This window comes from Veillonella sp. ICM51a (genome assembly GCF_000524355.1).
Lineage (GTDB): Bacteria > Bacillota > Negativicutes > Veillonellales > Veillonellaceae > Veillonella > Veillonella atypica.
Map to the genome: position 1 here is coordinate 155,221 of NZ_JAPX01000023.1, position 23,337 is coordinate 178,557.

The 23,337-nt window shown below is 37.7% G+C and carries 24 protein-coding genes and 5 tRNA genes; 1 reads left to right on the forward strand and 28 read right to left on the reverse strand.

Annotation, left to right across the window (positions count from 1 at the left end; all coding sequences use genetic code 11):
* Positions 1-48: 48 nt before the first annotated feature.
* From HMPREF1504_RS03855 to HMPREF1504_RS03870, 4 genes are read right to left on the reverse strand one after another with little or no spacing between them, the layout of a single operon-like run.
* The gene (locus tag HMPREF1504_RS03855) at positions 49-1,299 is read right to left on the reverse strand and encodes an NAD(P)/FAD-dependent oxidoreductase (RefSeq protein WP_038123568.1); all 1,251 of its coding nucleotides are present in this window, start codon (positions 1,297-1,299) and stop codon (positions 49-51) included.
* Entirely contained in the window at positions 1,296-2,021 is a 726-nt protein-coding gene (locus HMPREF1504_RS03860; RefSeq protein ID WP_005378808.1) for a pseudouridine synthase, read from the reverse strand. The genes HMPREF1504_RS03855 and HMPREF1504_RS03860 overlap by 4 nt, the downstream gene beginning before the upstream one ends.
* 13 nt (positions 2,022-2,034) lie before the next feature.
* Positions 2,035-2,619, reverse strand: a complete 585-nt coding sequence (gene scpB / locus HMPREF1504_RS03865) for an SMC-Scp complex subunit ScpB (protein ID WP_038123572.1) — start codon at positions 2,617-2,619, stop codon at positions 2,035-2,037.
* A gap of 1 nt (position 2,620) precedes the next feature.
* Positions 2,621-3,367 carry a ScpA family protein gene (locus tag HMPREF1504_RS03870; RefSeq protein ID WP_005383193.1) on the reverse strand — a complete coding sequence of 249 codons (747 nt, stop codon included), beginning with the start codon at positions 3,365-3,367 and terminating at the stop codon, positions 2,621-2,623.
* Between the two features lie 168 nt (positions 3,368-3,535).
* Between HMPREF1504_RS03870 and HMPREF1504_RS03875 the strand changes: the two genes are divergently transcribed.
* On the forward strand, positions 3,536-5,368 hold the full coding sequence (locus tag HMPREF1504_RS03875; RefSeq protein WP_038123574.1) for a phosphoethanolamine transferase: 1,833 nt from the start codon (positions 3,536-3,538) through the stop codon (positions 5,366-5,368).
* A 37-nt stretch (positions 5,369-5,405) separates the two neighbouring features.
* Here HMPREF1504_RS03875 and HMPREF1504_RS03880 read toward each other — a convergent pair whose 3' ends face one another.
* The 24 genes from HMPREF1504_RS03880 to HMPREF1504_RS03995 form a co-directional block, all read right to left on the reverse strand.
* Positions 5,406-5,861 (reverse strand): DUF523 domain-containing protein, encoded by a 456-nt coding sequence (locus HMPREF1504_RS03880; RefSeq protein WP_038123575.1) that lies wholly within the window; start codon positions 5,859-5,861, stop codon positions 5,406-5,408.
* Between the two features lie 67 nt (positions 5,862-5,928).
* Positions 5,929-6,017, reverse strand: a tRNA-Leu gene (locus HMPREF1504_RS03885).
* Between the two features lie 16 nt (positions 6,018-6,033).
* Positions 6,034-6,108 (reverse strand) — tRNA-Cys (locus HMPREF1504_RS03890).
* 12 nt (positions 6,109-6,120) lie between these two features.
* Positions 6,121-6,195 (reverse strand) — tRNA-Gly (locus tag HMPREF1504_RS03895).
* A gap of 7 nt (positions 6,196-6,202) precedes the next feature.
* Positions 6,203-6,278, reverse strand: a tRNA-Phe gene (locus HMPREF1504_RS03900).
* A 5-nt stretch (positions 6,279-6,283) separates the two neighbouring features.
* Positions 6,284-6,359, reverse strand: a tRNA-Asp gene (locus HMPREF1504_RS03905).
* A 50-nt stretch (positions 6,360-6,409) separates the two neighbouring features.
* Positions 6,410-7,006 carry an MBL fold metallo-hydrolase gene (locus tag HMPREF1504_RS03910; RefSeq protein WP_038123578.1) on the reverse strand — a complete coding sequence of 199 codons (597 nt, stop codon included), beginning with the start codon at positions 7,004-7,006 and terminating at the stop codon, positions 6,410-6,412.
* 46 nt (positions 7,007-7,052) lie between these two features.
* Positions 7,053-8,540 (reverse strand): TrkH family potassium uptake protein, encoded by a 1,488-nt coding sequence (locus HMPREF1504_RS03915; RefSeq protein WP_038123580.1) that lies wholly within the window; start codon positions 8,538-8,540, stop codon positions 7,053-7,055.
* Positions 8,541-8,547: 7 nt separating this feature from the next.
* On the reverse strand, positions 8,548-9,888 hold the full coding sequence (gene trkA, locus HMPREF1504_RS03920; protein WP_005378830.1) for a Trk system potassium transporter TrkA: 1,341 nt from the start codon (positions 9,886-9,888) through the stop codon (positions 8,548-8,550).
* 3 nt (positions 9,889-9,891) lie between these two features.
* Entirely contained in the window at positions 9,892-10,785 is an 894-nt protein-coding gene (locus HMPREF1504_RS03925; RefSeq protein WP_038123583.1) for a S1 RNA-binding domain-containing protein, read from the reverse strand.
* A 3-nt stretch (positions 10,786-10,788) separates the two neighbouring features.
* Complete coding sequence (gene rsfS, locus HMPREF1504_RS03930; protein WP_005378863.1) at positions 10,789-11,151, reverse strand: ribosome silencing factor; 363 nt, start codon at positions 11,149-11,151, stop codon at positions 10,789-10,791.
* A gap of 11 nt (positions 11,152-11,162) precedes the next feature.
* The gene (locus HMPREF1504_RS03935) at positions 11,163-12,287 is read right to left on the reverse strand and encodes an LCP family protein (RefSeq protein ID WP_038123585.1); all 1,125 of its coding nucleotides are present in this window, start codon (positions 12,285-12,287) and stop codon (positions 11,163-11,165) included.
* 1 nt (position 12,288) lies between these two features.
* Positions 12,289-12,861: a bis(5'-nucleosyl)-tetraphosphatase (symmetrical) YqeK gene (gene yqeK, locus HMPREF1504_RS03940; protein WP_038123587.1), complete on the reverse strand. Its 573-nt coding sequence runs from the start codon at positions 12,859-12,861 to the stop codon at positions 12,289-12,291.
* 6 nt (positions 12,862-12,867) lie between these two features.
* Positions 12,868-13,482, reverse strand: a complete 615-nt coding sequence (gene nadD, locus HMPREF1504_RS03945; protein WP_038123637.1) for a nicotinate-nucleotide adenylyltransferase — start codon at positions 13,480-13,482, stop codon at positions 12,868-12,870.
* A 139-nt stretch (positions 13,483-13,621) separates the two neighbouring features.
* Entirely contained in the window at positions 13,622-14,875 is a 1,254-nt protein-coding gene (locus tag HMPREF1504_RS03950) for a glutamate-5-semialdehyde dehydrogenase (RefSeq protein WP_038123590.1), read from the reverse strand.
* Between the two features lie 11 nt (positions 14,876-14,886).
* Positions 14,887-16,008 (reverse strand): glutamate 5-kinase, encoded by a 1,122-nt coding sequence (proB, locus tag HMPREF1504_RS03955; protein WP_038123592.1) that lies wholly within the window; start codon positions 16,006-16,008, stop codon positions 14,887-14,889.
* A 36-nt stretch (positions 16,009-16,044) separates the two neighbouring features.
* Positions 16,045-16,329 carry a ribosome assembly RNA-binding protein YhbY gene (yhbY, locus tag HMPREF1504_RS03960; protein ID WP_005381303.1) on the reverse strand — a complete coding sequence of 95 codons (285 nt, stop codon included), beginning with the start codon at positions 16,327-16,329 and terminating at the stop codon, positions 16,045-16,047.
* A gap of 8 nt (positions 16,330-16,337) precedes the next feature.
* Complete coding sequence (gene obgE, locus HMPREF1504_RS03965; protein ID WP_005381352.1) at positions 16,338-17,609, reverse strand: GTPase ObgE; 1,272 nt, start codon at positions 17,607-17,609, stop codon at positions 16,338-16,340.
* A gap of 22 nt (positions 17,610-17,631) precedes the next feature.
* Entirely contained in the window at positions 17,632-18,768 is a 1,137-nt protein-coding gene (locus HMPREF1504_RS03970) for a S41 family peptidase (RefSeq protein WP_009661282.1), read from the reverse strand.
* A gap of 1 nt (position 18,769) precedes the next feature.
* Positions 18,770-19,969: a murein hydrolase activator EnvC gene (locus HMPREF1504_RS03975; protein WP_038123595.1), complete on the reverse strand. Its 1,200-nt coding sequence runs from the start codon at positions 19,967-19,969 to the stop codon at positions 18,770-18,772.
* Positions 19,970-19,979: 10 nt separating this feature from the next.
* Positions 19,980-20,867 carry a permease-like cell division protein FtsX gene (gene ftsX / locus HMPREF1504_RS03980; protein WP_016475509.1) on the reverse strand — a complete coding sequence of 296 codons (888 nt, stop codon included), beginning with the start codon at positions 20,865-20,867 and terminating at the stop codon, positions 19,980-19,982.
* Positions 20,857-21,543, reverse strand: a complete 687-nt coding sequence (gene ftsE / locus HMPREF1504_RS03985) for a cell division ATP-binding protein FtsE (protein WP_009661118.1) — start codon at positions 21,541-21,543, stop codon at positions 20,857-20,859. The genes ftsX and ftsE overlap by 11 nt, the downstream gene beginning before the upstream one ends.
* An 11-nt stretch (positions 21,544-21,554) precedes the next feature.
* Positions 21,555-22,487: a transketolase family protein gene (locus HMPREF1504_RS03990; protein WP_038123597.1), complete on the reverse strand. Its 933-nt coding sequence runs from the start codon at positions 22,485-22,487 to the stop codon at positions 21,555-21,557.
* A complete protein-coding gene (locus HMPREF1504_RS03995) occupies positions 22,487-23,323 on the reverse strand; it encodes a transketolase (protein WP_038123601.1) in 837 nt (278 codons plus the stop codon). The genes HMPREF1504_RS03990 and HMPREF1504_RS03995 overlap by 1 nt, the downstream gene beginning before the upstream one ends.
* Between the last annotated feature and the right edge of the window lie 14 nt (positions 23,324-23,337).

The window sequence follows — 23,337 nt, forward strand, 5'->3', positions numbered from 1 at the left end:
AAATTATATAAAATATACTATTTAATCATACAGCGTAAAATGTCTCTATTAAAACGCCTCAGGGTGAGTTATATGCATAGCTGCTACATATCCTGTAGAAAAGGCAGCCTGTAGATTATATCCACCTGTAAAAGCATCAATATCCAATACTTCACCTGCACCATATAAACCTTTAACCAACTTAGATTCCATAGTTTTAGGATTAAATTCTTTAAGAGAAATACCACCAGCAGTAACAATTGCCTCTTCTACAGGACGTAATCCTTTCACGGTAAGAGGCATATGTTGCAACATATAACCGATTTGTTGTCGTTCTTCCTTTGAAATCTGATTAATCGGTTTTTGTGGATCAATACCGGCCAATTCAATAATTAATGGTATTAATCGACTTGGTAACAAATCTTTCATCCCATTAATTAATTGTTTCTTAGAATAGAGATCAAAATCTTTTTGTAATCGTTTATCTAATATCTCTGGAGATAATGCAGGTTTTAAATTGATATCTAAACCTATAGTGCCGATATTTTTTTTGCGCATCAATTTTCCCACCGTATGACTAAGGGATAAAACGATAGGACCGGTAATGCCAAAATGGGTAAACATCATTTCCCCAAACATCTTGGCTTGTACCTTATTCTTAGCAACTACAGACAATTCAACATTCCGTAGGCTAAGCCCCATTAAATCTTTTACCCAGGACTCTTCCGTTACAATCGGTACTAAAGATGGACGGATATCGGTAATCTTATGGCCTACTTGAGCCGCCAACATATATCCATCACCAGTAGAACCGGTAGCAGGATATGATTTACCTCCCGTAGCAATAACCACGGCATCAGCGTGATAGGTTTCTTTGTCTGTCACAACACCGGTGACAACACCATCATCAACCAAAAGTTTCTTAACTGGTTCCTCAAGATGAACATCTACACCATAGTGTTTCATAAGCTTCATAAAGGTATTTCGTACATCCAGTGCAGAATCTGAAGCTGGAAATACGCGGCCACCTCGCTCTACCTTAGTTTCTAAACCAGCGTCGTGTAATAACTGCAACAAATCTTCATTGGTAAAGCGCTCGTAAGCACCATATAAAAACTTACCATTGCCCGGTGTATTTTTAATAAAATCAGACATATCACAAGCATTCGTAATATTGCAGCGTCCTTTGCCGGTAATGCCCATCTTTTTACCAACATAGTTCATTTTTTCGAGAAGCGTTACCTTTGCCCCTTCTCGACCAGCAATGACAGCAGCCATTAGCCCTGCTGCACCACCTCCGATTACAACGACGCGCTTCATTTAGAAGCTCCTAGCGCTTTAAGTGCACTTACTTCACGTTGTGTCAATTGACGAACACCACCGCGCTTAACACCACTTAATGTTAATCCACCATAAGCAATACGTTTTAAATTATGAATTCGGTAACCAAAATGTTCAAACATACGACGTACTTGTCTATTACGACCTTCATGAATAGTAATTTCTACTTCGTGAACCCCATTGTGGTCATCAAATCCTAAATCTACAAGTGTAGCAGGTGCTGTCACACCATCTTCAAGAGGCACACCATCGGCGATAACCTGTAAATCTGTATCATTTACACGCCCCTTAATACGAACTTCATATGTCTTTTCAACGCCTTTAGATGGATGTGTAAGGTTCTGAGCTAGTTCTCCATCATTTGTTAAAAGCAATAAACCTTCCGTATGTAAATCAAGTCGTCCAATTGGATAGATACGGCGTTTTTCATTTTTAATATAATCCATTACAGTTTCTCGTCCTTGTGGGTCTGTAACAGATGTAATAACACCTTTCGGTTTATTCATTAAATAATACACAGGTTTTTCCACGGCTAATAATTGTCCATCAACCATGACCTTATCTTTCATAGGATCAACCTTAACCCCCAGTTCCGTCACTTTACGGCCATTGACACGTACCTTACCAGACGCAATTAATTCTTCTGCCTTACGACGAGAAGCTACACCACAGCTGGCGATAAATTTTTGTAATCGTTCCATATTATATCCTTTTCTATATGTTCTCTGTTCCATCCTCATTAGGAGATTCTATTAAGCTTTCATCTTTCACACTGTCTATTGATACACCTGACATATCAGACTCTGCAGTATCTAGCTCTTTGTGCAAATCATCAATTGAAGTAACACCTGTACTTCGCAGAAATTCATCAGTTGTGCCATACAGAATAGGGCGACCTACCGTATCCTTATGACCCAACTCAGCAATTAATGAGCGAGACAATAATTGTTTAATTACCTTGTCGCTATTAACACCGCGTACCTCTTCAATTTCAGCTTTTGTAATTGGTTGTTTATATGCAATAACCGCTAGTGTTTCCATAGCTGCATTAGATAATTTATCCTCTTTTTTACGTATATGACCAATATACATAGCCGATTCTGGTGCACTTACCAGTTCCACACCAGCAGCAGAGATTCGCACGCGAATACCGCGTTTATGGGATTCTAAATCAGATGCTAAGTAATCTATCAATGTCAAGCTATCTTGTTTTGAAAGCTTAAATATATCTTGAATGACATCAATAGAAATAGGTTTAGCCGCAGAAAACAATACCGCTTCTAAATCTGATATGCCCATGCTACTCCTCCTCTACTTGTACATCCCGTTCACCAATGATAGGTGCGGTAAAAATAATATCATCATTTTCGTAAAACATGACTAATTCTTGTTGTTTTAAAAGTTCTAGTACAGCCATGAATATAGTTACCATACCACTTTTAGATTCTATAGCAACAAGTAGCTCACGAAACGCCAATCGTTCACCACGCCTTGCACGACTCGCTAAGGATACGATCATATCCTCTAAGCTATATGCATCTTTCTCAACAGTTACTTGACGAACCTGTTGTTCATCTTCAGATTCAACGGTCTTATGTAATACAGAATAGAATATATCATATAATTTAGATAGTTCTAAATTATAATAACTATCTAAACCTAATACACTCGTTTCCTCAGGGCGACTAAACACATTCGACTCAACCGATGCTTTTTCCATTAATAGCTGAGTAAAATCTTTTATCTTTTTAAACTCTACTAACTTAGCCACTAATTCATCTCGTGGATCTTCGCTTTCATCTGGTTCCGGTTCAACCTTAGGTAATAGCATACGGGACTTAATTTGTAATAATGTAGATGCCATTACAAGGAATTCACTACTATAATGGATATCAAAATGATTCCAATTATCTAAGTATTCTAAATATTGGCTTGTAATTTCAACGATTGGGATATCCGTGATTTCAATTTTATGTTTTTCAATTAAATGTAAAAGTAAATCGAGAGGTCCCTCGAATACATCCAATTTATAATTATAGTCCCCCATGAATCCCCATTCCTTAACGATACTATTTCATAACTATATAATTATATCGTAAATCGAAAATTTCTTCTACGTTCACCATATATAATTGTATTTTTTAGTATTCTTTGTTATCTTATAATGTGAAGAAAATTATATATTTGTTGTAATCTCCTTTAGAAAGGATACATTATGTTGTCATCAATGAAATCATTGATTCAAAATCCTATTTTGCGCTTTGGCATTATAGGCATAGTGCTCTACATTGCACTATTTTTTATTTATGAACCTATCACATTAGGACTCGATGTAGAGGATATTACAATCCTTGCGGTACCGACCATGGTTGGTATGTTTTTATTCCAATACTTTATGAGTTGTACCGTATTTCATCGTGCGTTCTTAGGATATGGTTTAGTAGGCTTACTATGGGGACTCACATTTCCATTATTATTTCATTGGTCTTATGTAAAACCTCTATATTTCTATGAATTTGCCAATGATTTTCTATTCGGCTTACTTCTATTTATGGGGCTTTCAGGTATCCAATATTTGGTATCCCAAACGGGACGTCTACAGAAATTAACATCAGCTATACTAGCTTTATTCTCTTCGTTCCTTAGTCTTATTCCATTATTACAAATTGGTTATTATATAACCACCTGGCACTGTTTAACACCAGCAAGCCTATTGGCCGTATACATGACAAATCCTGAAGAAGCCTTTGGATTCTTAAAAAATGCTGCTGGTATTCCCGGCCTTATTGCTATCGTCATAGGCCTCATTTTATGGACACTCTTCCTATATTGGTGCAACCTAGGTATGAAACGAGTTGTCGATTTTAATACAACACGGCCTTTGCGATTAGGTGTACTCATCGCATCCATGGTAGCATTTATCGTATATGTACCATTCTTCTTATTTCCTCAAACATGCATCGTAGCCAATTGGACGGCTGCTGGTAATTATGTTAAAGAAATGCAACAATACAACGATAATCACCATCTTGTATTTGATTCATTCAATTTGGATACAAAGGATACGACACCTACTAAAGCGCCTGGAACTATCATTCTCGTTATCGGCGAATCCAGTTCCCGTGACTATATGAAGGTCTACAATCCAAAATTCCAATACGATGACACGCCTTGGCAAGAGGATATGCGCGATCACAATAAAGATTTTATCTTCTTTAATCATGCATACTCTTCCTACGTACAAACAGTACCAACCTTAGAACGTGCCCTTTCAGAGCGCAATCAATATAACGACCGACCATTCTTAGATTCTGCTAATATTTTGGATGTAGCTAAAAAAGCAGGTTACACCACATCGTGGTTCAGTAACCAAGGCGTATTTGGCGAATACGATACAGCTATTTCTTTGATGGCTAAAACGGCGGATACTACAAAGTGGGCTCACGAATCCTATGGCTTCTCTGATTTATATGATGAAGCATTATTGCCATTGTTAAAAACAGCTGATCCAAGTAAAAATAATTTTATCGTAATTCATATTATGGGCAGTCATATTTATTATAATGACCGCTATCCGCATGAATTCAGTAAATGGAAAAAAGGTCCCAATCCTGAAGGTATCGAGGCTTATGCTAATAGTCAGCTCTATACAGATTGGTTGTTACAACAAATCTACACCTATGGTAAAGATAATTTAAATCTTCAAGCTATGGTTTACTTCTCTGATCATGGTGAAAGCGTTGACAAGTCCCACAATCCAGACACCTTTGATTTTGTGATGACTCACATTCCATTCTGGATGTACTTATCGCCTCAATATCGTGCAGCATATCCTCAAACGGTATCAGCACTCGATAGTCATGAACATCAATATTTCACAAATGATTTATTGTACGATACATTAGTTGGTCTCATGCATGCACCAAACAGTCGTTACGATAAAACAAGAGACTTTAGTAATAGTGCTTATCGATTTAATTTACACAATTTAACAACACTATTAGGTGAACAGCCATTAACAAATGACCCAGTTAATGCAGGTCAATAACATACACTAATGCAACAATAGCGACGATTGATACATATCAATCGTCGCTATTGTGCTTTATAAGATCCTGTACATTCTTTTCCGTATATATTTGTATATTATGTTGTAATAAAAACTCAGACGTGACACCAACCCCATTTACGAGGGTTCTAGTAAATGTACCGTCATATATTTCACCATATCCACAGCTTGGACTCTTAGCCTTTAGTAAAGCACACAAACAATTTTTATCTATAGCAATTGCTAAAGCTAATTCTGCACCACGTTTAAATTGTTCTGTAACATCTATACCATTTCTCGTTTGGACTCGATTACCTATCCGCTCCGCTGGGGGTCTTGGTGTTAAAAGCCCACCCAGTACCTCAGGACATACTGGTATAAGATTATAGAGACTCTTAAGCTCTTCCAAACAGTCTATTTTGTTATGGACACCATCATAACGGCAACAAACACCGCAAAGACATTCACTAATCAACAGATTCGGTTTACTCACGTTATATACCTACGCGTAAATACAGTTAAAATTATATACAAAAAAAGACTAACCGAAGTTAGTCTAATGGTGCCGAGGACCGGAATCGAACCGGTACGGTTATTTCTAACCGACGGATTTTAAGTCCGTTGCGTCTGCCTGTTCCGCCACCCCGGCATGGGTAACGATTTTGTGGAGGCGGCACCCAGAATCGAACTGGGGAATAAAGGTTTTGCAGACCTCTGCCTTACCGCTTGGCTATGCCGCCATATAAAATTAGTGGAGCGGGAAACGAGATTCGAACTCGCGACCCCCGCCTTGGCAAGGCGGTGCTCTACCGCTGAGCTATTCCCGCATGTACATGGTGCCTCAGGACAGAATCGAACTGTCGACACACGGATTTTCAGTCCGTTGCTCTACCGACTGAGCTACCGAGGCATGAATGGCGACCCCGATCAGATTTGAACTGACGATCTTCGCCGTGACAGGGCGACATGTTAACCGCTACACCACGGGGCCGTATCCAAAGTACTTGCTTAGTATATCTGTTATCAGAGTTTTTGTCAACACTATATGTGTAAATTCTTGATGAAGTTTTTTTCATCTCCCAAAATAGTGCTCTCCCTATGTCCAGGTTCTACTAATAATGCATCATCTAACTCCATTATTTTACATAAGCTTTTACGTAAAGCTTTAGCATTGCCATTATAGTTATCACTATTCCCCACATTTTGTTTAAAAATAGTGTCACCTGTAAATAGATGACCTTCTATTTCAAAACATACTGAACCCGCACTATGACCCGGTGTATGATACACCCGTATATGAAATGGTCCGATATTTAGTATACCTTCTTGCAAAGGAATACATTGAGTGAACATTTTTTTCTTGTATACACTTGGTCGACGACGAATCAATTGCAATAATTCATGATCTCCATCATGTAGATATGCAGGTATATTATAATGTCCACAAATATCATCAAGAGCCGACACATGGTCACAATGACCATGTGTTAATAAAACCGCAATTGGTTTAGAATCTCCTACCATCTCAATTATATGTTTACTATGAAATCCAGGGTCAATTATGAGAGATTGATTGTCTTTTTTTAATACATAACAATTTGCCTTATACAAGCCTAATGGGCGTTTTATTATTTCCATTACACAATCCCTCCCCCATAACTAATGCAGTATACAATATAAACTTCTATAAAATTCTATATCGTTTTGTAGTATCTTTTTTAATAAAATACCCTTCCCAGAATTGTGGATGAAGCATGACTAGAATCGTAAATAATTCCAAACGACCTAATAGCATATCTACAATAGCCACACCTTTTGCACCTAATGGCAATAATGCAAAAGAATCAGTTGGTCCATAACCACCAAAGGCTAAACCTACATTACTTTGGAATGCGGTGACTATTTGGAGTGCATCACCTGTAGATAAACCAAAACATGTCATAAGAAATACGGATATAACATAAATCATTAAATATAGAAATATAAATTGTTGCGTCATATGCACCCATTTATCTGGTAATGGCTTTCCATTGATTCGTACAACTTGAACCATATCTGGATGTATGGCTTTTCTCAAATAAATGATACTACTCTTAATTAATATAATGAGACGAATAATCTTAACGCCACCGGTCGTAGATCCACTACACCCTCCAAAAAAACTGGCTATAAATAACATCATTTGAGCCGCAGCAGGCCATAGATCGTAATCAGATACGGCAAAACCACTGCCCGTTTGTATTGATACTAAGGTAAAGGCTGCATCTTGAAAAACTTGTCCTATATCCATAGAATTAGATTGAAAATATAAGGATATAAAGGTGATAAGAATACCAATAACTAATACAAGCCAATACATACGCGTTTCAAAATCAGAGAATAACGCTGAGAATCCCTTTTGAATTACATTATAATATACGGCAAAGTTGCCACCTGCAATGATCATAAATAGTATAAATACAACACATATATATGTATTTTGACTATATAAAAAAGTACCTGCAGTAGTTGGCGTTAATCCACCAGTAGCAATAATAGAAAATGCATAATTCAATGCATCAAAAGGATCAATACCACCTAAGCAGAGCATGATAAAACAGATGATTGTAAATATTACGTACAATGTCCATAATTTCGATGCTATAGATTGAATCCGTGGTAACACTACACCTGGTTTTGGCACAGATGCCTCAGCATTGAAAAAATGCGCAGCATCAGCACCAAGATTACGTAAGAATGATAGAATCAACACAATGATTCCCATACCGCCAATCCAATGCATTAAACCACGCCAAAGTATGAAAGACTTAGGTATGCTATCAACATCAGAAATAACTGTAGCACCAGTAGCGGTAATACCTGACATAGATTCAAACAGCGCGTCCATCGGGTTGACTAATACACCAGATATTATAAAGGGAAACGCCCCCAATAACATTGTTAAAATCCATGTTGAGCTAACCACTAAGAAACCATCTCTCAAGCTAAAGGTTTTACTCTTATTTCCACCAAGTACTAGTAGACCACCGAGCAGTATGGATAATATAGCCGTAATACAAAAGGACCAATATGCAGTTTCAAATAGAATACTATATATAAATGGTATAACAAGAAAAGCTCCAAAAATATAGAGTAATTTGCCTACCAAGGACATGACAATCTGTATGCGCATATAACCCCTACGTTAAATAATTCAATAATTTAGTAACAGATTCAGGCAATGAGAATAGTACAATGTGATCCCCCACTAACAGCTCTGTATTCCCCCGTGGAACAATCGCGTCATCACCGCGGAGTATAACACCAACTAAGGCTTTACCAGGTAGCCGAATATCTTTTAGTTGTTTACCAGCTACGGGAGATTGTTCTGTAATAAGAATCTCTATAGATTCAGCCTTGCCACCTTCAAAAGTAGATATGGAGACAACGCCTTCTCCACTTCGAACAAATCGTAATATTTGTCCTGCAGTCATTAGACGTGGTGAAAATACAATATCTATACCGACTTGTTCCATGAGCATAATATATTCAGGACGTCCCACACGAACAACGGTTTTAGGTATGCCCATATGTTTACCTACTAAAGCAACTAAAAGATTTAATTTATCATCATCTGTTAAAACGATAATAACATCATTATCGGCTACTTCTTCGGCTTCTAATAAATCAAAATCCGTACCATCCCCATTGATGACAATGGTTTTATCCACTTGTGCAGCCAAGGCTTCACAACGCTCAATATCCTTCTCAATAACCTTAACAGTAAATCCTGCTTTTTCCAATAAGATAGCTAGATTACGACCTAATAAACCAGCGCCTACAATAACAGCCCGTTTATGGAAGGTTGCATGATTAGAAAACCATTCTTGTTCTACTTCATTAATACCATCTTTTAAACCTAAAAAGAAAACACTGTCATTAGGTAATAGTATGCTTTCACCATGAGGTATAATCATTTCACCTAATCGTAAAATGCCAACCAATAACACACCTTCTGGAAAAGTCAACTCTTTTAAAGGTTTATTTACGAGCGGGAATGTACTATTAATTTTAAATTCCATTAAACGTACAGCGCCTTGACCAAATTCTTCTACGTCCAAAGCGGATGGTGTTTCAATAATATGAAGTAATTCTTGCGCCGTAACCATCTCTGGATTAATGAATAAATCAACACCTAATCGTTCTTTCATATGATCGTCCATATGATCAACGATATTGGTATCCCTCACACGTGCTACAGTAGATGGAACACCTGCTATTTTAGCTACCGCACAAGATAACATATTAACTTCATCAGAATCGGTAACTGAGATAAACATCCCCACATCAGATAAGTCAATTTCATTCAATAACTGAATATCGCTACCATTGCCGCATACTAAACTAACATCCAATGTATTTTCAAGATTATGGATACGCTCCTGTGAACGGTCTATAAGATATACGTCATGATCATCTTGCACCAGTCTTTCACACAAGGAATACCCAACCTTACCAGCACCTACTACAATAATCTTCATAGTTTAGACCTCTTGTGAATTTGGGGTCCATTGTTTACCAGTTTCTGTCAACAATGTCCAACCATCTTCTTGTACTACAAGGCGGGATTTCATTAAATGACCTAACGCTCGTTTGAATGCAGCCTTGCTGATGTTAAATTTATCCTTAATCAACATGGCTGATGATTCATCACTATAAGGCATTTTACCGCCTCGTTGTAATAGGTATTCCATTATAATCTGACCATCAGAAATTAATGCTTTTTCTTTGATAGGACGCATAGACACATTAATACGACCATCTTCACGTTTGAACGTAACACGAGCCTCTACCATTTCTCCAACATTTAATTTGCGTGTCATTTCTGAACGATGCAAAAAAGCAATCCATCGCTCAGGAGTAATAAAAAAGGCTCCATCACTAGTCAAATTGTAAATAGCACCATTTACTTGTTGTCCTACAACAGCATCGGTAGCAGCTTTAGAGGCGCGTCTCATCTCATCATCAACGTCCATAGAAACGGCCATACGACCAGATTTATCAGTGTATAGTTTTACCCATACCTTTTCCCCTACTTGAGGTCTGCCACGCATTTCAGCGTGAGGCATAAAAATCCCCCGCTCAGTACCAACCTCAACGAAACAACCAAAATTGGTTACATTAATAACCTCAACATAACCAATTTGACCGACCTTCATAGCAGGCAATCGCATGGAGGCAGTCAAACGTCCCTTAGGGTCACGATATAGAAATACCTCTACATCATCACCGATAGCAACTGGTGAGGTTTGTTGATCCTTATGGAGCAAAATATCATCATTTGTATTTCCCGTTTGACCGTCAAGGAAAGCGCCATGATCACTAGTGCGTAGAACACGCAGTGTAGCAATGGTATTTTCCAATAATTCGCTAGCCATAGATTATTCTCCTTCAAAAGGAACACGTCCAGCATCGTTCCATAAGGCTTCTAGTCCATAAAATTCACGAATTTCATCGTTACCAAACACGTGACAAATAATATCGCCAAAGTCCAATAATACCCATTCACCTTCGCGATATCCTTCACGATGGAGGACCGTCATACCTTGTTCTGCTGCTATATCCTCAATTTCATCTGCAATACTTTGAGATTGTTTAATATTATTGGCGCTTACAATCATAAAATAATCGCCTAACATAGAAACACCTTCCAAATCAAGTATTTCAATATCATGACCTTTCTTATCATAAGCCGCTTGTGCAAGCGCTAAAACATGTTGTTTAATTTCTTCTTTTTGTTTCATTGTATCTCCTATTATTCTTTCTTCTCTGGTTCTGAACCTGGTTCTGATGGTTTTACACGTGTGCTTTGTTCTGATTCTACAGCAACAGGTGCTTTTTTAGTTTCAGGTGTAGAAACAAATTGACTTAAATCTTCTGGTGCCAATGTCCCCATTGTAATTCCCACTAAGCGCTGAGCTTCAGTTGGATTTACATGCCAATACACGACGTCATTAATTTTTTCTTTTTCACCAGGCAAAATATAAAAATGAATATGGTCTTTATCCATTTGACCGATAGAACGCATTAATTTAATAGCATCCCATGTAGATATATTACTTTCATAATGACTCCATAAGCGCCATATATGCCAAGCTTTTGTAATAAACCAAGTATCTTGTTCCCGATCAACCCATAATTTCAAGAACCGTTCTTGTCGTTGAACACGTCCAAAATTATCATTATTTTCGTCTGTGTAGCGTAAATATGCTAATGCATTATCACTATCTAAATTTTGATAGCCTCTTCGTAAATCTATATCTTTACTACCAGTTTCAGCATCAACATGTTCCATATTCTTTTCTACGTAAAACTGTTGACTACCTAAAACATCACTTGTTTTTTTGAAAGCTGCCTCATCAACGACAACATAGTAAGGTATGCTGATATGGAATATATCCTCTACAACGGCTTTCGTTAGTTCAATGTTACCTTCTGCATACATTTGATTTAACATAGATGCAGATTTTTGGTCTCTACTTTCAATTTTACTATTGCTAGGAATACCAATTATATCCATCGTATTAGTATTCATATTAATAGACATGAGGAATAATGAGTCAGCTTGACTCGGATTATTTTTATCTCGCCCTACAATTAATACATATACAGGCTTGTCCAATGCTTTCTGTTCTACATTAACCGTATCAGTATGCTTAAGTTCACTGGATTCTTCAATCTCACTTGCAGTATCAGTTTGTGTTACTCGATGATATACATAGCTGATTCCACTATACATACCCCAACCGATGCCACAAATAACAGTAAGTGCTAACACGAATGCGATGATTAGACGGCCCCATTGGAGCTTATTTTTTTTCATCTGACGTTCTCGACGTCTTCTACGGCGACGAGCCCGCGCTTTTTCACGTTCATCCATTCTAGGCACCTCCTTTTTTCATATGCTGTATAAGATCATTACGGCTAATAATAGTAAGAGGATAAATAGTATCATTACTATCTATTAAATGTCGAATGGTCATATCAAATCCACACAATACTCCGGCATCAAGAGACTGTTCTGCAGCTGCACGAATATCGTTTACGCCAGGAAAATTACGATTAGGCTCAATATAATCAGCTAAAAATATAACTTTATCCAATTTTGACATGCCCACTTTTCCAGTTGTATGAACACGTATTGCTTCTAATACTTGTCGATTAGTAATACCATAATGAGTATTCGCTAACACCATACCTGCTAAACCATGTAATAAAGCACCGCTATGTAACATATCAACATCACAGGCCAAATCTGCAACTAAATCTTGCATTTCCAATAATGGTAATTCTTTAGCACAGTCATGTAACATCGCTGCTAACCGAGCGTCTTCTACATTAGCCCCATATTTTTTAGCTAAATAAATCGCTGACTCTACAACACCTAAGGTGTGTATAAAACGCTTTTTACTTAATTTATTAGATAAGTCGGTTTCAATTTGTTGTATATCCACCTTTAATTATTCCTTCCGATAAATATCATATTTTTCAATATATTGAACTACACATTTAGGTAACATATATCTGACCGTCAAGCCATGACGCAGTCGGTCTCGTAAATAAGTAGCAGATAATTTCATTTCTGGTACATTCATTAAATGGATTCTATTCTTAGCTTTGGGACCTAATAACTCTAATGTTGTATCAACAACTTGAGATCCATCAGGCCTCATAGCACCAATAAAATGACAATGCTCTAATAATTCATCAATAAATTTCCAATTAGGTAAATCTCGTATTGTATCTGTACCAGCAATAAAGTAAAAAGAAACAGAATCTCCATATATTTTTTTGAAATGATGAATAGTATCAATTGTATAGGAAGGCCCTTCACGACGCATTTCCACATCGGATATTTCAAAATACGGGTTATCTGCTACCGCCGCAGCCGTCATGGCATAACGATGCTTAGCATCAATAACATCATTATGTTTATGAGGAGGTATTCTTGCAGGAACAAATATAACCTTTTCTAAATGAAAGCTTTCCCTTGCAACCTCTGCAATCATTAGATGTCCTAAGTGGATAGGGTTAAAAGTTCCGCCTATAATACCAATCCGCCGTTTCTCTACCATATATAAGTCACACCCTTTATGACTATAATACAAATCAAGATAAATAATGCTAATGCTTTTACATACGATACCCATTCATAACGACCTTTTGGGGTCTTAATATAACGATAATAGGCTCGTACCAAATAATATAAACGCATCACGAACGAATTTGTCCTGTACCAAATACAAAATATTTATAGGATGTTAATGCTTGTAATCCCATTGGTCCACGAGCATGGAGTTTTTGTGTACTAATGCCAATTTCAGCACCAAATCCAAATTCAAAACCATCTGTGAAACGTGTAGACGCGTTATGATATACAGTAGAACAATCGATAAGATTCATAAAATGCTGAGCGGTTTTCATATTATCTGTTACAATCGCTTCAGAATGATGTGTCGTATATTGATTAATATGTGAAATAGCCTCATCCACAGATGATACAATAGCTACATTTAAATCAAAATCATTATATTCTGTACTAAATGAGTGCTCATCAACAGCAATCCCCTTAACAATCTGTAATACATCTGGTGTACCGTGAATCGTTACATGATGGGGCTCTAATTTAGAGTCTAATGCCAACAGAAATTTGGGAGCAATAGATTTATGAACCAATAGAGTCTCCATAGAATTACATACAGATGGACGTTGTACCTTTGCATTCACAGCAATATCAACAGCCATGTCAATATTAGCTTCAGCATCAACATAGGTATGACAGACACCGCTTCCCGTCTCTATAACGGGTATCATACTATCACGTACAACCCGTTGTATTAATCCTGCACCGCCACGTGGAATCACTACATCTATATAACGGCGTTGTTGTAGCAATACACTTACAGCTTCACGATCTAATACTTCTACTAACTGGATAGCTGCTCTTGGTATATCATTGGCTTCTAATACATCTTGCATAATGGATACGATGACGCGATTTGTACGGTATGCTTCCTTACCACCGCGTAGAATAGTGGCATTAGCGGTTTTAAAGCATAAGGCGCCAGCATCAACAGTAACATTTGGGCGCGCTTCAAAAATGATACCTATAACACCAAATGGTACGACACGCTTTTCAATGTGAAGTCCGTTAGGCCTATTAATAGTTTCAAGTATGGTTCCTACCGGTGATGGTAATAGACTAACTTGACGAACACCTTCTGCCATTTGATTAATGCGCTCTTTAGATAGTAGTAATCTATCCAACATCGTATCAGGTACCACGCCTCGAGCCGAATCCATATCCATGTGATTGGCTGTTAAAATTTGTTCACTGTGTTGAACTAACGCATCGGCTATAGCACATAATACCTCATTGATGCGTTTCTCTGGTAATTGCTGTAAAACAATAGATGCTGCTCGTGCAGATTCACCCATTTCTTTAAATATACTTTCATATGAATTCATACTGTACCTCATCAATGAATAATTACTAGATTATTTCTGTGAACAACCTCATCATATGTTGTATCAATTTCTAATACACGAGCTATATCTTGCGTATTGTGACCTCTAATCTTAAGTAAATCTGTAGAACTATAATTCACTAATCCTCTAGCGATTTCTTTTCCCTTAGCAATAATTGATACTGTATCACCAGGTTCAAAAGACCCATCTACTTCAATAATACCAGCTGGTAAAATACTAGCTCCGTGATTTAATACGGCTTTCGTACATCCTTCATCTATAGTAATGCTTCCACTTAAGCGTTTCCCATAAGCTACCCAATGATGTTTTTGAGAAACACCTTGATCATTAGCGACAAATAATGTACCTATATTCTCACCTTTACATACTTTACGTAAAGAATTATCCGATTCACCACTGGCAATAATCATATGTATACCTGAATTAGTCGCCATATGGGCAGCCTTAATTTTTGTATACATACCACCAGTACCCATACTTGAACCTGCACCACCAGCGATCTCATAAGTTTCATCTGTAATTACAGAAACTTCGTGGATTAAAGTAGCTGTAGAATCCGTAGCTGGATTAGCCGTATATAAACCATCAATATCAGATAAAATAATAAGCACATCGGCTTCTACAATCCCTGCTACAGTAGCCGATAATGTATCATTATCGCCTATTTTGTATTCTTCAATAGCTACTACATCATTTTCATTAATGATTGGAATGACATGTAATTGTAATAACGCATGTAATGTATTTCGTAGGTTCAAATAGCTATGACGAGAAGTGCTATCCTCCTTCGTCAATAATATTTGAGCAACCGTTCTACCGTACTCTCGAAACATGCGTTCATACATATGAATGAGTACACCTTGTCCTACCGCTGCTGATGCTTGACGTAACACAAGATCTCTTGGTTTTTCTTTAAATCCTAACGGCGCAAGGCCTGCACCCGTAGCCCCCGATGAAACAAGAATAACCTCTTTCCCTTGGTTGGCAAGATCTGATAATTGACGGACTAAATGTTCTATCCGTTCTAAATTTAAATGACCATTTGAGTAACATAATGTACTGCTCCCCACTTTTACAACAATGCGTTTAGCATTCTTAATGGCATCTCTCATACAATCATCTCCTATAAGGGAAAAAGGTTATAACTATTATTTCGGTAATATAATTTTTGGTTCTTTTTTAGCTTTATAAAGAACACCATTGAATCCAATAACTTGTACTAACTCAGCACCAAGCATATCTGCTAATTCTTGAAAAATCGCTTTATCTTCTGGACTGTTATTAAGCAATTTAACCTTGATTAATTCACGTGCCATCAGTGCTGCTCGTGCACTATCAATCACGCTATCCTCAAGACCATTTTTACCAATTTGCACAACAGCTGGCATAGTTGCAGCTAATGAGCGTAAATACCGTTTCTGTTTTCCTGTCATTATAACTCCTAGTCTCTGAATGTGAATCGTTGTTCACCAATAACAACTTCATCGCCTTCTTGACATCCTTTTTCACGTAATTTATTATCCAATTCCATAAAACGCCAAATACGTTGGAATCGACGTAAGGATTGATCATCGTCAAGATTGGTCATTGCCACAAGTCGTTCGATACGTTTACCCGTAATATAGAAAGCAGCATCATCACCACGTGTAATAACAAACTCCGTATCTGGTTTTGCTTCATACATAACGGTATCATCAGTGGCTTCAACCTCTGGCTCATAATTTTCTACATAATAATACGCTCGTTCCATTAGCTCAGGTAAACCTTCACCACTCAATGCATTGATTAAGAAAACTTCATAACCCTTGTCTTCAAAATAAGATTTTGTATTTGGAATTGTTTCATCATCAAAGACAAGATCTATTTTATTAAGTGCCACGATTTGTTTCTTATTAGCTAATTTCTCTGAGTATTTACGCAACTCATCATTAATAGCATCAAAATCTACTTTAGGGTCACGACCTTCCATGCCAGATACATCTAGAACGTGAATCAGAATATTCGTGCGTTCTACATGGCGCAAGAAATTATGACCAAGGCCTACACCTTCACTAGCCCCTTCAATAAGACCAGGAATATCAGCCAATACAAAGCTACGATCACCAGGGAGCGTTACAACACCCAATACAGGAGTTAATGTTGTAAAATGATAAGCCGCCACTTCTGGTTGTGCTTTAGATACTTTGCGTAGAATACTTGATTTACCAACGCTTGGATAGCCAAGCAAGCCAACATCAGCCAATACCTTTAGCTCTAGTTGTAACCAGCGTTCTTCCCCTGGTTCCCCCTTTTCAGCAAAGGTAGGTGCACGATTAGAGCTAGATAAAAATCTCGCATTACCGCGTCCACCACGACCGCCTTTAGCGATGATAAAGGTATCACCATCGTGAACTAAGTCACAGAACACCTTACCTGATTCTTCGTCCTTAACAACGGTGCCTAATGGAACAGGAATAATTAAATCTTCTGCACCGCGACCATGTTTATTGGCGCTTTCACCATTACCACCCTTTGGCGCTTTAAATTGGCGTTTATAACGAAAATCTACAAGAGTATTAATATTCTTATCTGCTTTTAAAATAACATCTGCCCCTTGGCCACCATCGCCACCGCTTGGTCCGCCATTAGGAACATATTTCTCTCGACGGAAACTAGACATACCGTCTCCGCCATCACCCGCTTTTACAAATACACGAGCGCGATCTATAAACATAATTACATCCTTTTCTGCAAAACTATTTTAATAGTTCTATTGCCTTTTGAATTTGAATATCTGACATATCACTAGATGGGGTAGTTCCCTTTGGTAATTCTAGAACTACATCTGGTTGAATACCAGTTCCATCAATAACACGATCATTAGGAGTATGGTATTTAGCTATAGTCACTTTAATACCTTCATCCTCTAGATTTGGATATACACTTTGAACAGTGCCTTTACCATAACTATTAGTGCCAACAATGGTACCTAATTTTCTATCTTGAATAGCGCCAGCAATGATTTCAGATGCACTAGCAGAACCTTTATTAATGAGAACTACCATAGGTAATGCAGGATTTTTTCCATCAGATACATAATTTTTGGTTTTTCCATCTCGTGTTGTGAAAGATACTAATGTACCTTCTGGCATAATAATACTAGCAATATCTTGCGCACTATTAAGTAATCCACCAGGATTATCGCGTAAGTCTAGAACTAATGAAGTCATACCTTCGGATAGAAGCTGCTCATATTGTGTTTTAAAATCACCTGCTGTATGCTCAGCGAATTGACTGATGCGAATATATCCAATGTGGTCTGATAACATCTTACTTTTTACTGTAGGTAATACGATTTCTTCTCTTGTAACGTTAAACGTTAATAATTGATTATCCCGTTCAACCACAATCGTTACATCGCTACCAGCTTCACCACGTATTTTTGAAGCTGCATCTTCAATCGTCATAGAATTAGTATCTACGCCATCAATGGATACGATGTGATCACCGCTTTTGATGCCAGCTTTATAAGCCGGCATATCATCAATCACGGATACTGCTTCTAACCCCTTTGAACCATGTCCAAGAACCATGCCCACACCTGCATAGGTGCCAGAGGTATGCTCTTTCATAGATTCAAAGTCATCCTTGTCTAAATAGACACTATGAGGTTCTCCTAAGGAAGCCACTAAACCTTTCAACATACCATCAAACAATGTGGCTTTACTTACAGGTGTCATAAATTTCTGAGTCGCTATGTAATAGGTTACGACAAATCGTGGTAAACCCATAGCCGATCCAGAAATATACCAAAATACGAGCCACAACATAATGATGGACGCAAATATATATTTAATTAATGCTAAACCAATTCTTTTAAAATTATTATTCATTCTATAAATAACCCATAGGATCTACTGGATCCCCGTTTACACGAACTTCAAAGTGAACATGAGGTCCTGTACTATTGCCAGTACTGCCGGCATAAGAAATAACTTGGCCCTTCGCAACAGATTGACCTTCATCTACAGCGAGCTCAGAGTTATGACCATATAGTGTAGAAAGTCCATTACCATGATCGATAACAACAGCATAACCATAGCCGCCCATCCATCCAGACCAAACTACGACGCCACCATCAGCAGCATGAACAGGTGTACCTTCATCAACGCCAATATCAATACCGGAGTGATAAATTGTAGTTCCCCAAATTGGATGAACACGATAGCCATAAGGAGAAGTGATTTCACCACTAACAGGCCAGCCAAGTTGTCCTGTACCTTGTACCCAATTATCTGATGCACCTTGCCCACCAGAGGATTGAGCCGCTGCCGCCGCCGCTGCCGCAGCTGCGGCAGCACGTGCAGCTTGTCGTTCTTTCAACATAGCACTTACTTGCGCTGAGGAAGCATTAAGTTCTTCAATTGCTTGCATTGCAGTTGCTCTATCATTTTGCGCTTTTTGAAGAACTACATTGCGTTCTGCTTTTTTCTGTTCAATTTCAGCCTGTTTAGCAAGTGCCGCTTTTTCTAATTCAACCAACTTAGCACGATCTGCTTCGAGTTTTTGTTTATGAGCTTCAATGTCAGCACGCTCTTTTTTAATTTCGTTAATCAAGGTGATATCAGAATCGATAATTCGTTTTAAAACCTCTAATCGATTAGCGAAATCACTAAAATCTTTAGATCCAATAACTACATCAAGATAACTAAGTCGTCCATTGATATAAATATCACGAACTCGTTTATAAAATACGGATTCTCGACCTTCTAATCGTTTTTGAGCTTCCGCCAATTGACGTTCATTAAGTGTAATATCATTTTCTACAGCTACACGCTGCTCTTTAATCGTACCTAACTCAGCAGTCGCTTGACGAAGTTGTTCTTCAATTTGTCGCAACTGTTCAGAAACGCTTCCAATCACAGTTTCCGCATCTGCTTTTGCAGCATTTTGCTGGTTAACTTGTTGTTGAATCGAATCTAATTGATTTGTTAAATCTTCATCTTCAGCCATAATATAGGCTGGTGTCCCGCATAATACCACTCCCGAAAGAAGGGCTGCTACGAGACGAGTTTTAAATGTATACTGTCTCATAATCCCTCTACTATACTTTCATATATTGTTTCAATGAAATGGTACTGCCAATAATGCCTACGATAATCCCACCGCCAATTAAGCATGCTACTAATTGATAGAAGAATGGGAACATAGGAACTAATGGGAAGAATGCAAGTGAATCGGATACTTCTATGGTAATAAAATGATAGAACTCACCCACGCATAATACGGCAATAATGGACCCAATAAAGCCTAACAACATGCCTTCGATAACAAATGGCCAACGAATAAAGCCATTAGTAGCACCTACATATTTCATAATCGCAATCTCTTTGCGACGAGCAAATACAGTTAAACGAATAGTGTTAGAAATAATAAACAATGTAGCTGCTGCTAAGAAACCGATGAGTACGATACCACCAATACGGATAATTTGTGTAATTCGGAACAATTCCTCAATGATGTCTTGACCATAATGTGTACTTTCTACGCCTTGGAATGTAGTTACTAATTTAGCTGTAGATTTAACATCTTCAGGATTTTCAAAGGTAAGAACATAAGAGTTTGGCAATGGATTTACACCACCTAAGGCATTCACCAATTGTTGTTGATCCCCCAAGCGCTCCTTAAATTCTTTCATAGCTTGTTCTTTATTAACAAATTCTAAGTGTTTTAGATTTGGAATTGCTTTCACTTGCTTACCAACAGCCATAATTTGCTCTGTAGTAAGACCATCTTTCAAATACACACTTAACTGCACTTGATTCTCTAAGCTCGATGCCATGTTATTAAGATTGATAACGCCACAGAGAAATACACCAAGCATAAATAAAGATAATGCTACAGTGGAAATAGACGCTAATGTCATAAGGCCATTGCGTTTCATGGACTTTAAGGCTTCCTTAAAGAAATATTTCATTGTTCTAGGCTTCATTAAATTCTGCACCCCTCATATTATCACTAAGAACACGACCATCTTTTAATTCGATAACTCGCTTATTTAAATAGGTAACAATATCCATATTATGGGTAACCATAATTACAGTAGTGCCAAAATTATTGATATGCTTGAACAAATCTACAATGTCTTTACTCGTATTCGGATCAAGATTGCCAGTTGGTTCATCTGCAATTAATACAGATGGACGATTGACGATAGCCCGTGCAATCGCTACACGTTGCTGTTCACCACCAGATAAATCCTCTGGTAAATCATTCGCCTTATCAGATAAGCCAACTAATTCAAGAACGTGAGCTACCTTCTCTTTAATTACCTTAGGTTTCTCCTCGATAACCTCTAAAGCAAAAGCGATATTTTCAGCTACGCTTTTGTTAGGTAATAGTCGGAAATCTTGAAATACTACGCCTAATTTACGACGTAATTTTGGTATTTTACTACGTTTCAATTTTGTAACATCAAATTCATCAACTATAACTAATCCAGAATCTGGTGTAACTTCATGAGTTAATAATTTAAACAACGTAGATTTACCAGCCCCACTATGACCACAAATCAATACAAACTCACCATCATTAATGGTGATGCACACATTATCAAGTGCAGTAGATCCGTTTTCATATACTTTACTAACATTCTTAAATTCTATCATTGGTTCCCCTTTTATTTACGTGTCACCACTTTTTTAACTGCTTTTACAATATCTTCAGCTGTTAACCCATATTTCGCCATCAATTCTTTTGGTGTACCACTCTCCCCAAATGTATCTTGAACACCAACGAATTCCATAGGAACAGGTTTATGTGCAACAACAACTTCAGATACAGCAGAACCTAAACCGCCTAAAATATTATGTTCTTCAGCAGTCACAATAGCACCTGTTTCTTCAGCGGCTTTAATGATGGCATTAGCATCGATAGGTTTAATGGATGCCATATTAATAACGCGAGCAGAAATTTGTTCACCTTCTAGTTGTTTAGCTGCCTCAACTGCAGGGCCTACTAAAGCACCACAAGCGATAATTGTCACATCAGAACCATCTTTTAATTGATTGGATTTACCAGGTGTGAAAGTATATCCTTCTGCTGTTACATCATCAACACCAGCACGACCAAGACGTACATAAACTGGACCATTATAATCAGCTGCCCATTGAATGACAGATTCTGTTTCTTTTTCATCTGCTGGCACAATAACAGTCATGTTTGGTAAAACACGCATACATGCGATATCTTCTAAACTTTGATGAGTTGCACCATCTTCACCTACAGTAATACCTGCATGTGTAGCACATACTTTCACATTAAGTTTTGGATAGCATACAGCATTACGGATTTGTTCAAATGCACGACCAGTTGCAAACATAGCGAAGGAAGATACAAATGGAATCTTACCTGCTGCAGCTAAACCGGCACCTACAGAGATTAGATTTTGTTCAGCAATACCTACATTAAAGAAACGTTCTGGACACTCCTTCTTAAATGTATCAGTCTTAGTAGATTTTGATAAATCAGCATCAAGAACAATAATATTAGAATTTTCTTTACCAATTTTTGCTAGCGCATTACCGTACGCTTCACGTGTTGCTTTACCCATTATTGTACCCCCATGATTTCATTTACGAATACCACACCTTGTTCTTCACTAGGTGCCTTACCATGCCAACCAGCTTGACCTTCCATTTCTGCAACACCTTTACCTTTTACAGTATGCATTACGATACATGTAGGACCATCTGTGAAAGCTTTCGCCTCTTCAATGGCTTGATGTAATTCGTCAATATCGTGACCATTTACTTCAATAACATTCCATTTGAAAGCTTTAAATTTATCTGGAATTGGCAATGGGGACATAACTTTTTCAATATCACCATCAATTTGTAGGCCATTATAATCTACAAAGGCAGTCAAATTATTTAATTTATAGTGGCCTGCAAACATAGCAGCTTCCCATACTTGACCTTCTTCAAGTTCTCCATCACCGAGAATAGAATACACACGATAATCAGCATTATCGATTTTACCTGCTAATGCCATACCACAAGCTGCAGAAATCCCTTGGCCCAAAGAACCTGTAGACATATCTACACCAGGTGTATGCTTCATGTCAGGATGACCTTGAAGGAAATGATTGATTTTACGCAAATTGATTAATTCAGATTTAGGAAAATATCCCTTTTCAGCAAGTGTCGCATACAATGCTGGCGCTGCATGACCTTTTGATAACACAAAACGGTCACGATCTTGCTTTTTAGGATTACTTGGGTCTACATTCATTTCTACAAAATATAACAGAGACATTACATCAGCAATGGATAAAGAGCCACCTGGATGTCCAGATTTAGCTGCTGTAACAGACTGTACGATGCTTACGCGAATCGCTTTTGCTTTCTCTTGTACTAATTGTTTTTGATCTTGACTCAATGTAGCCATAAAGACCTCACTTT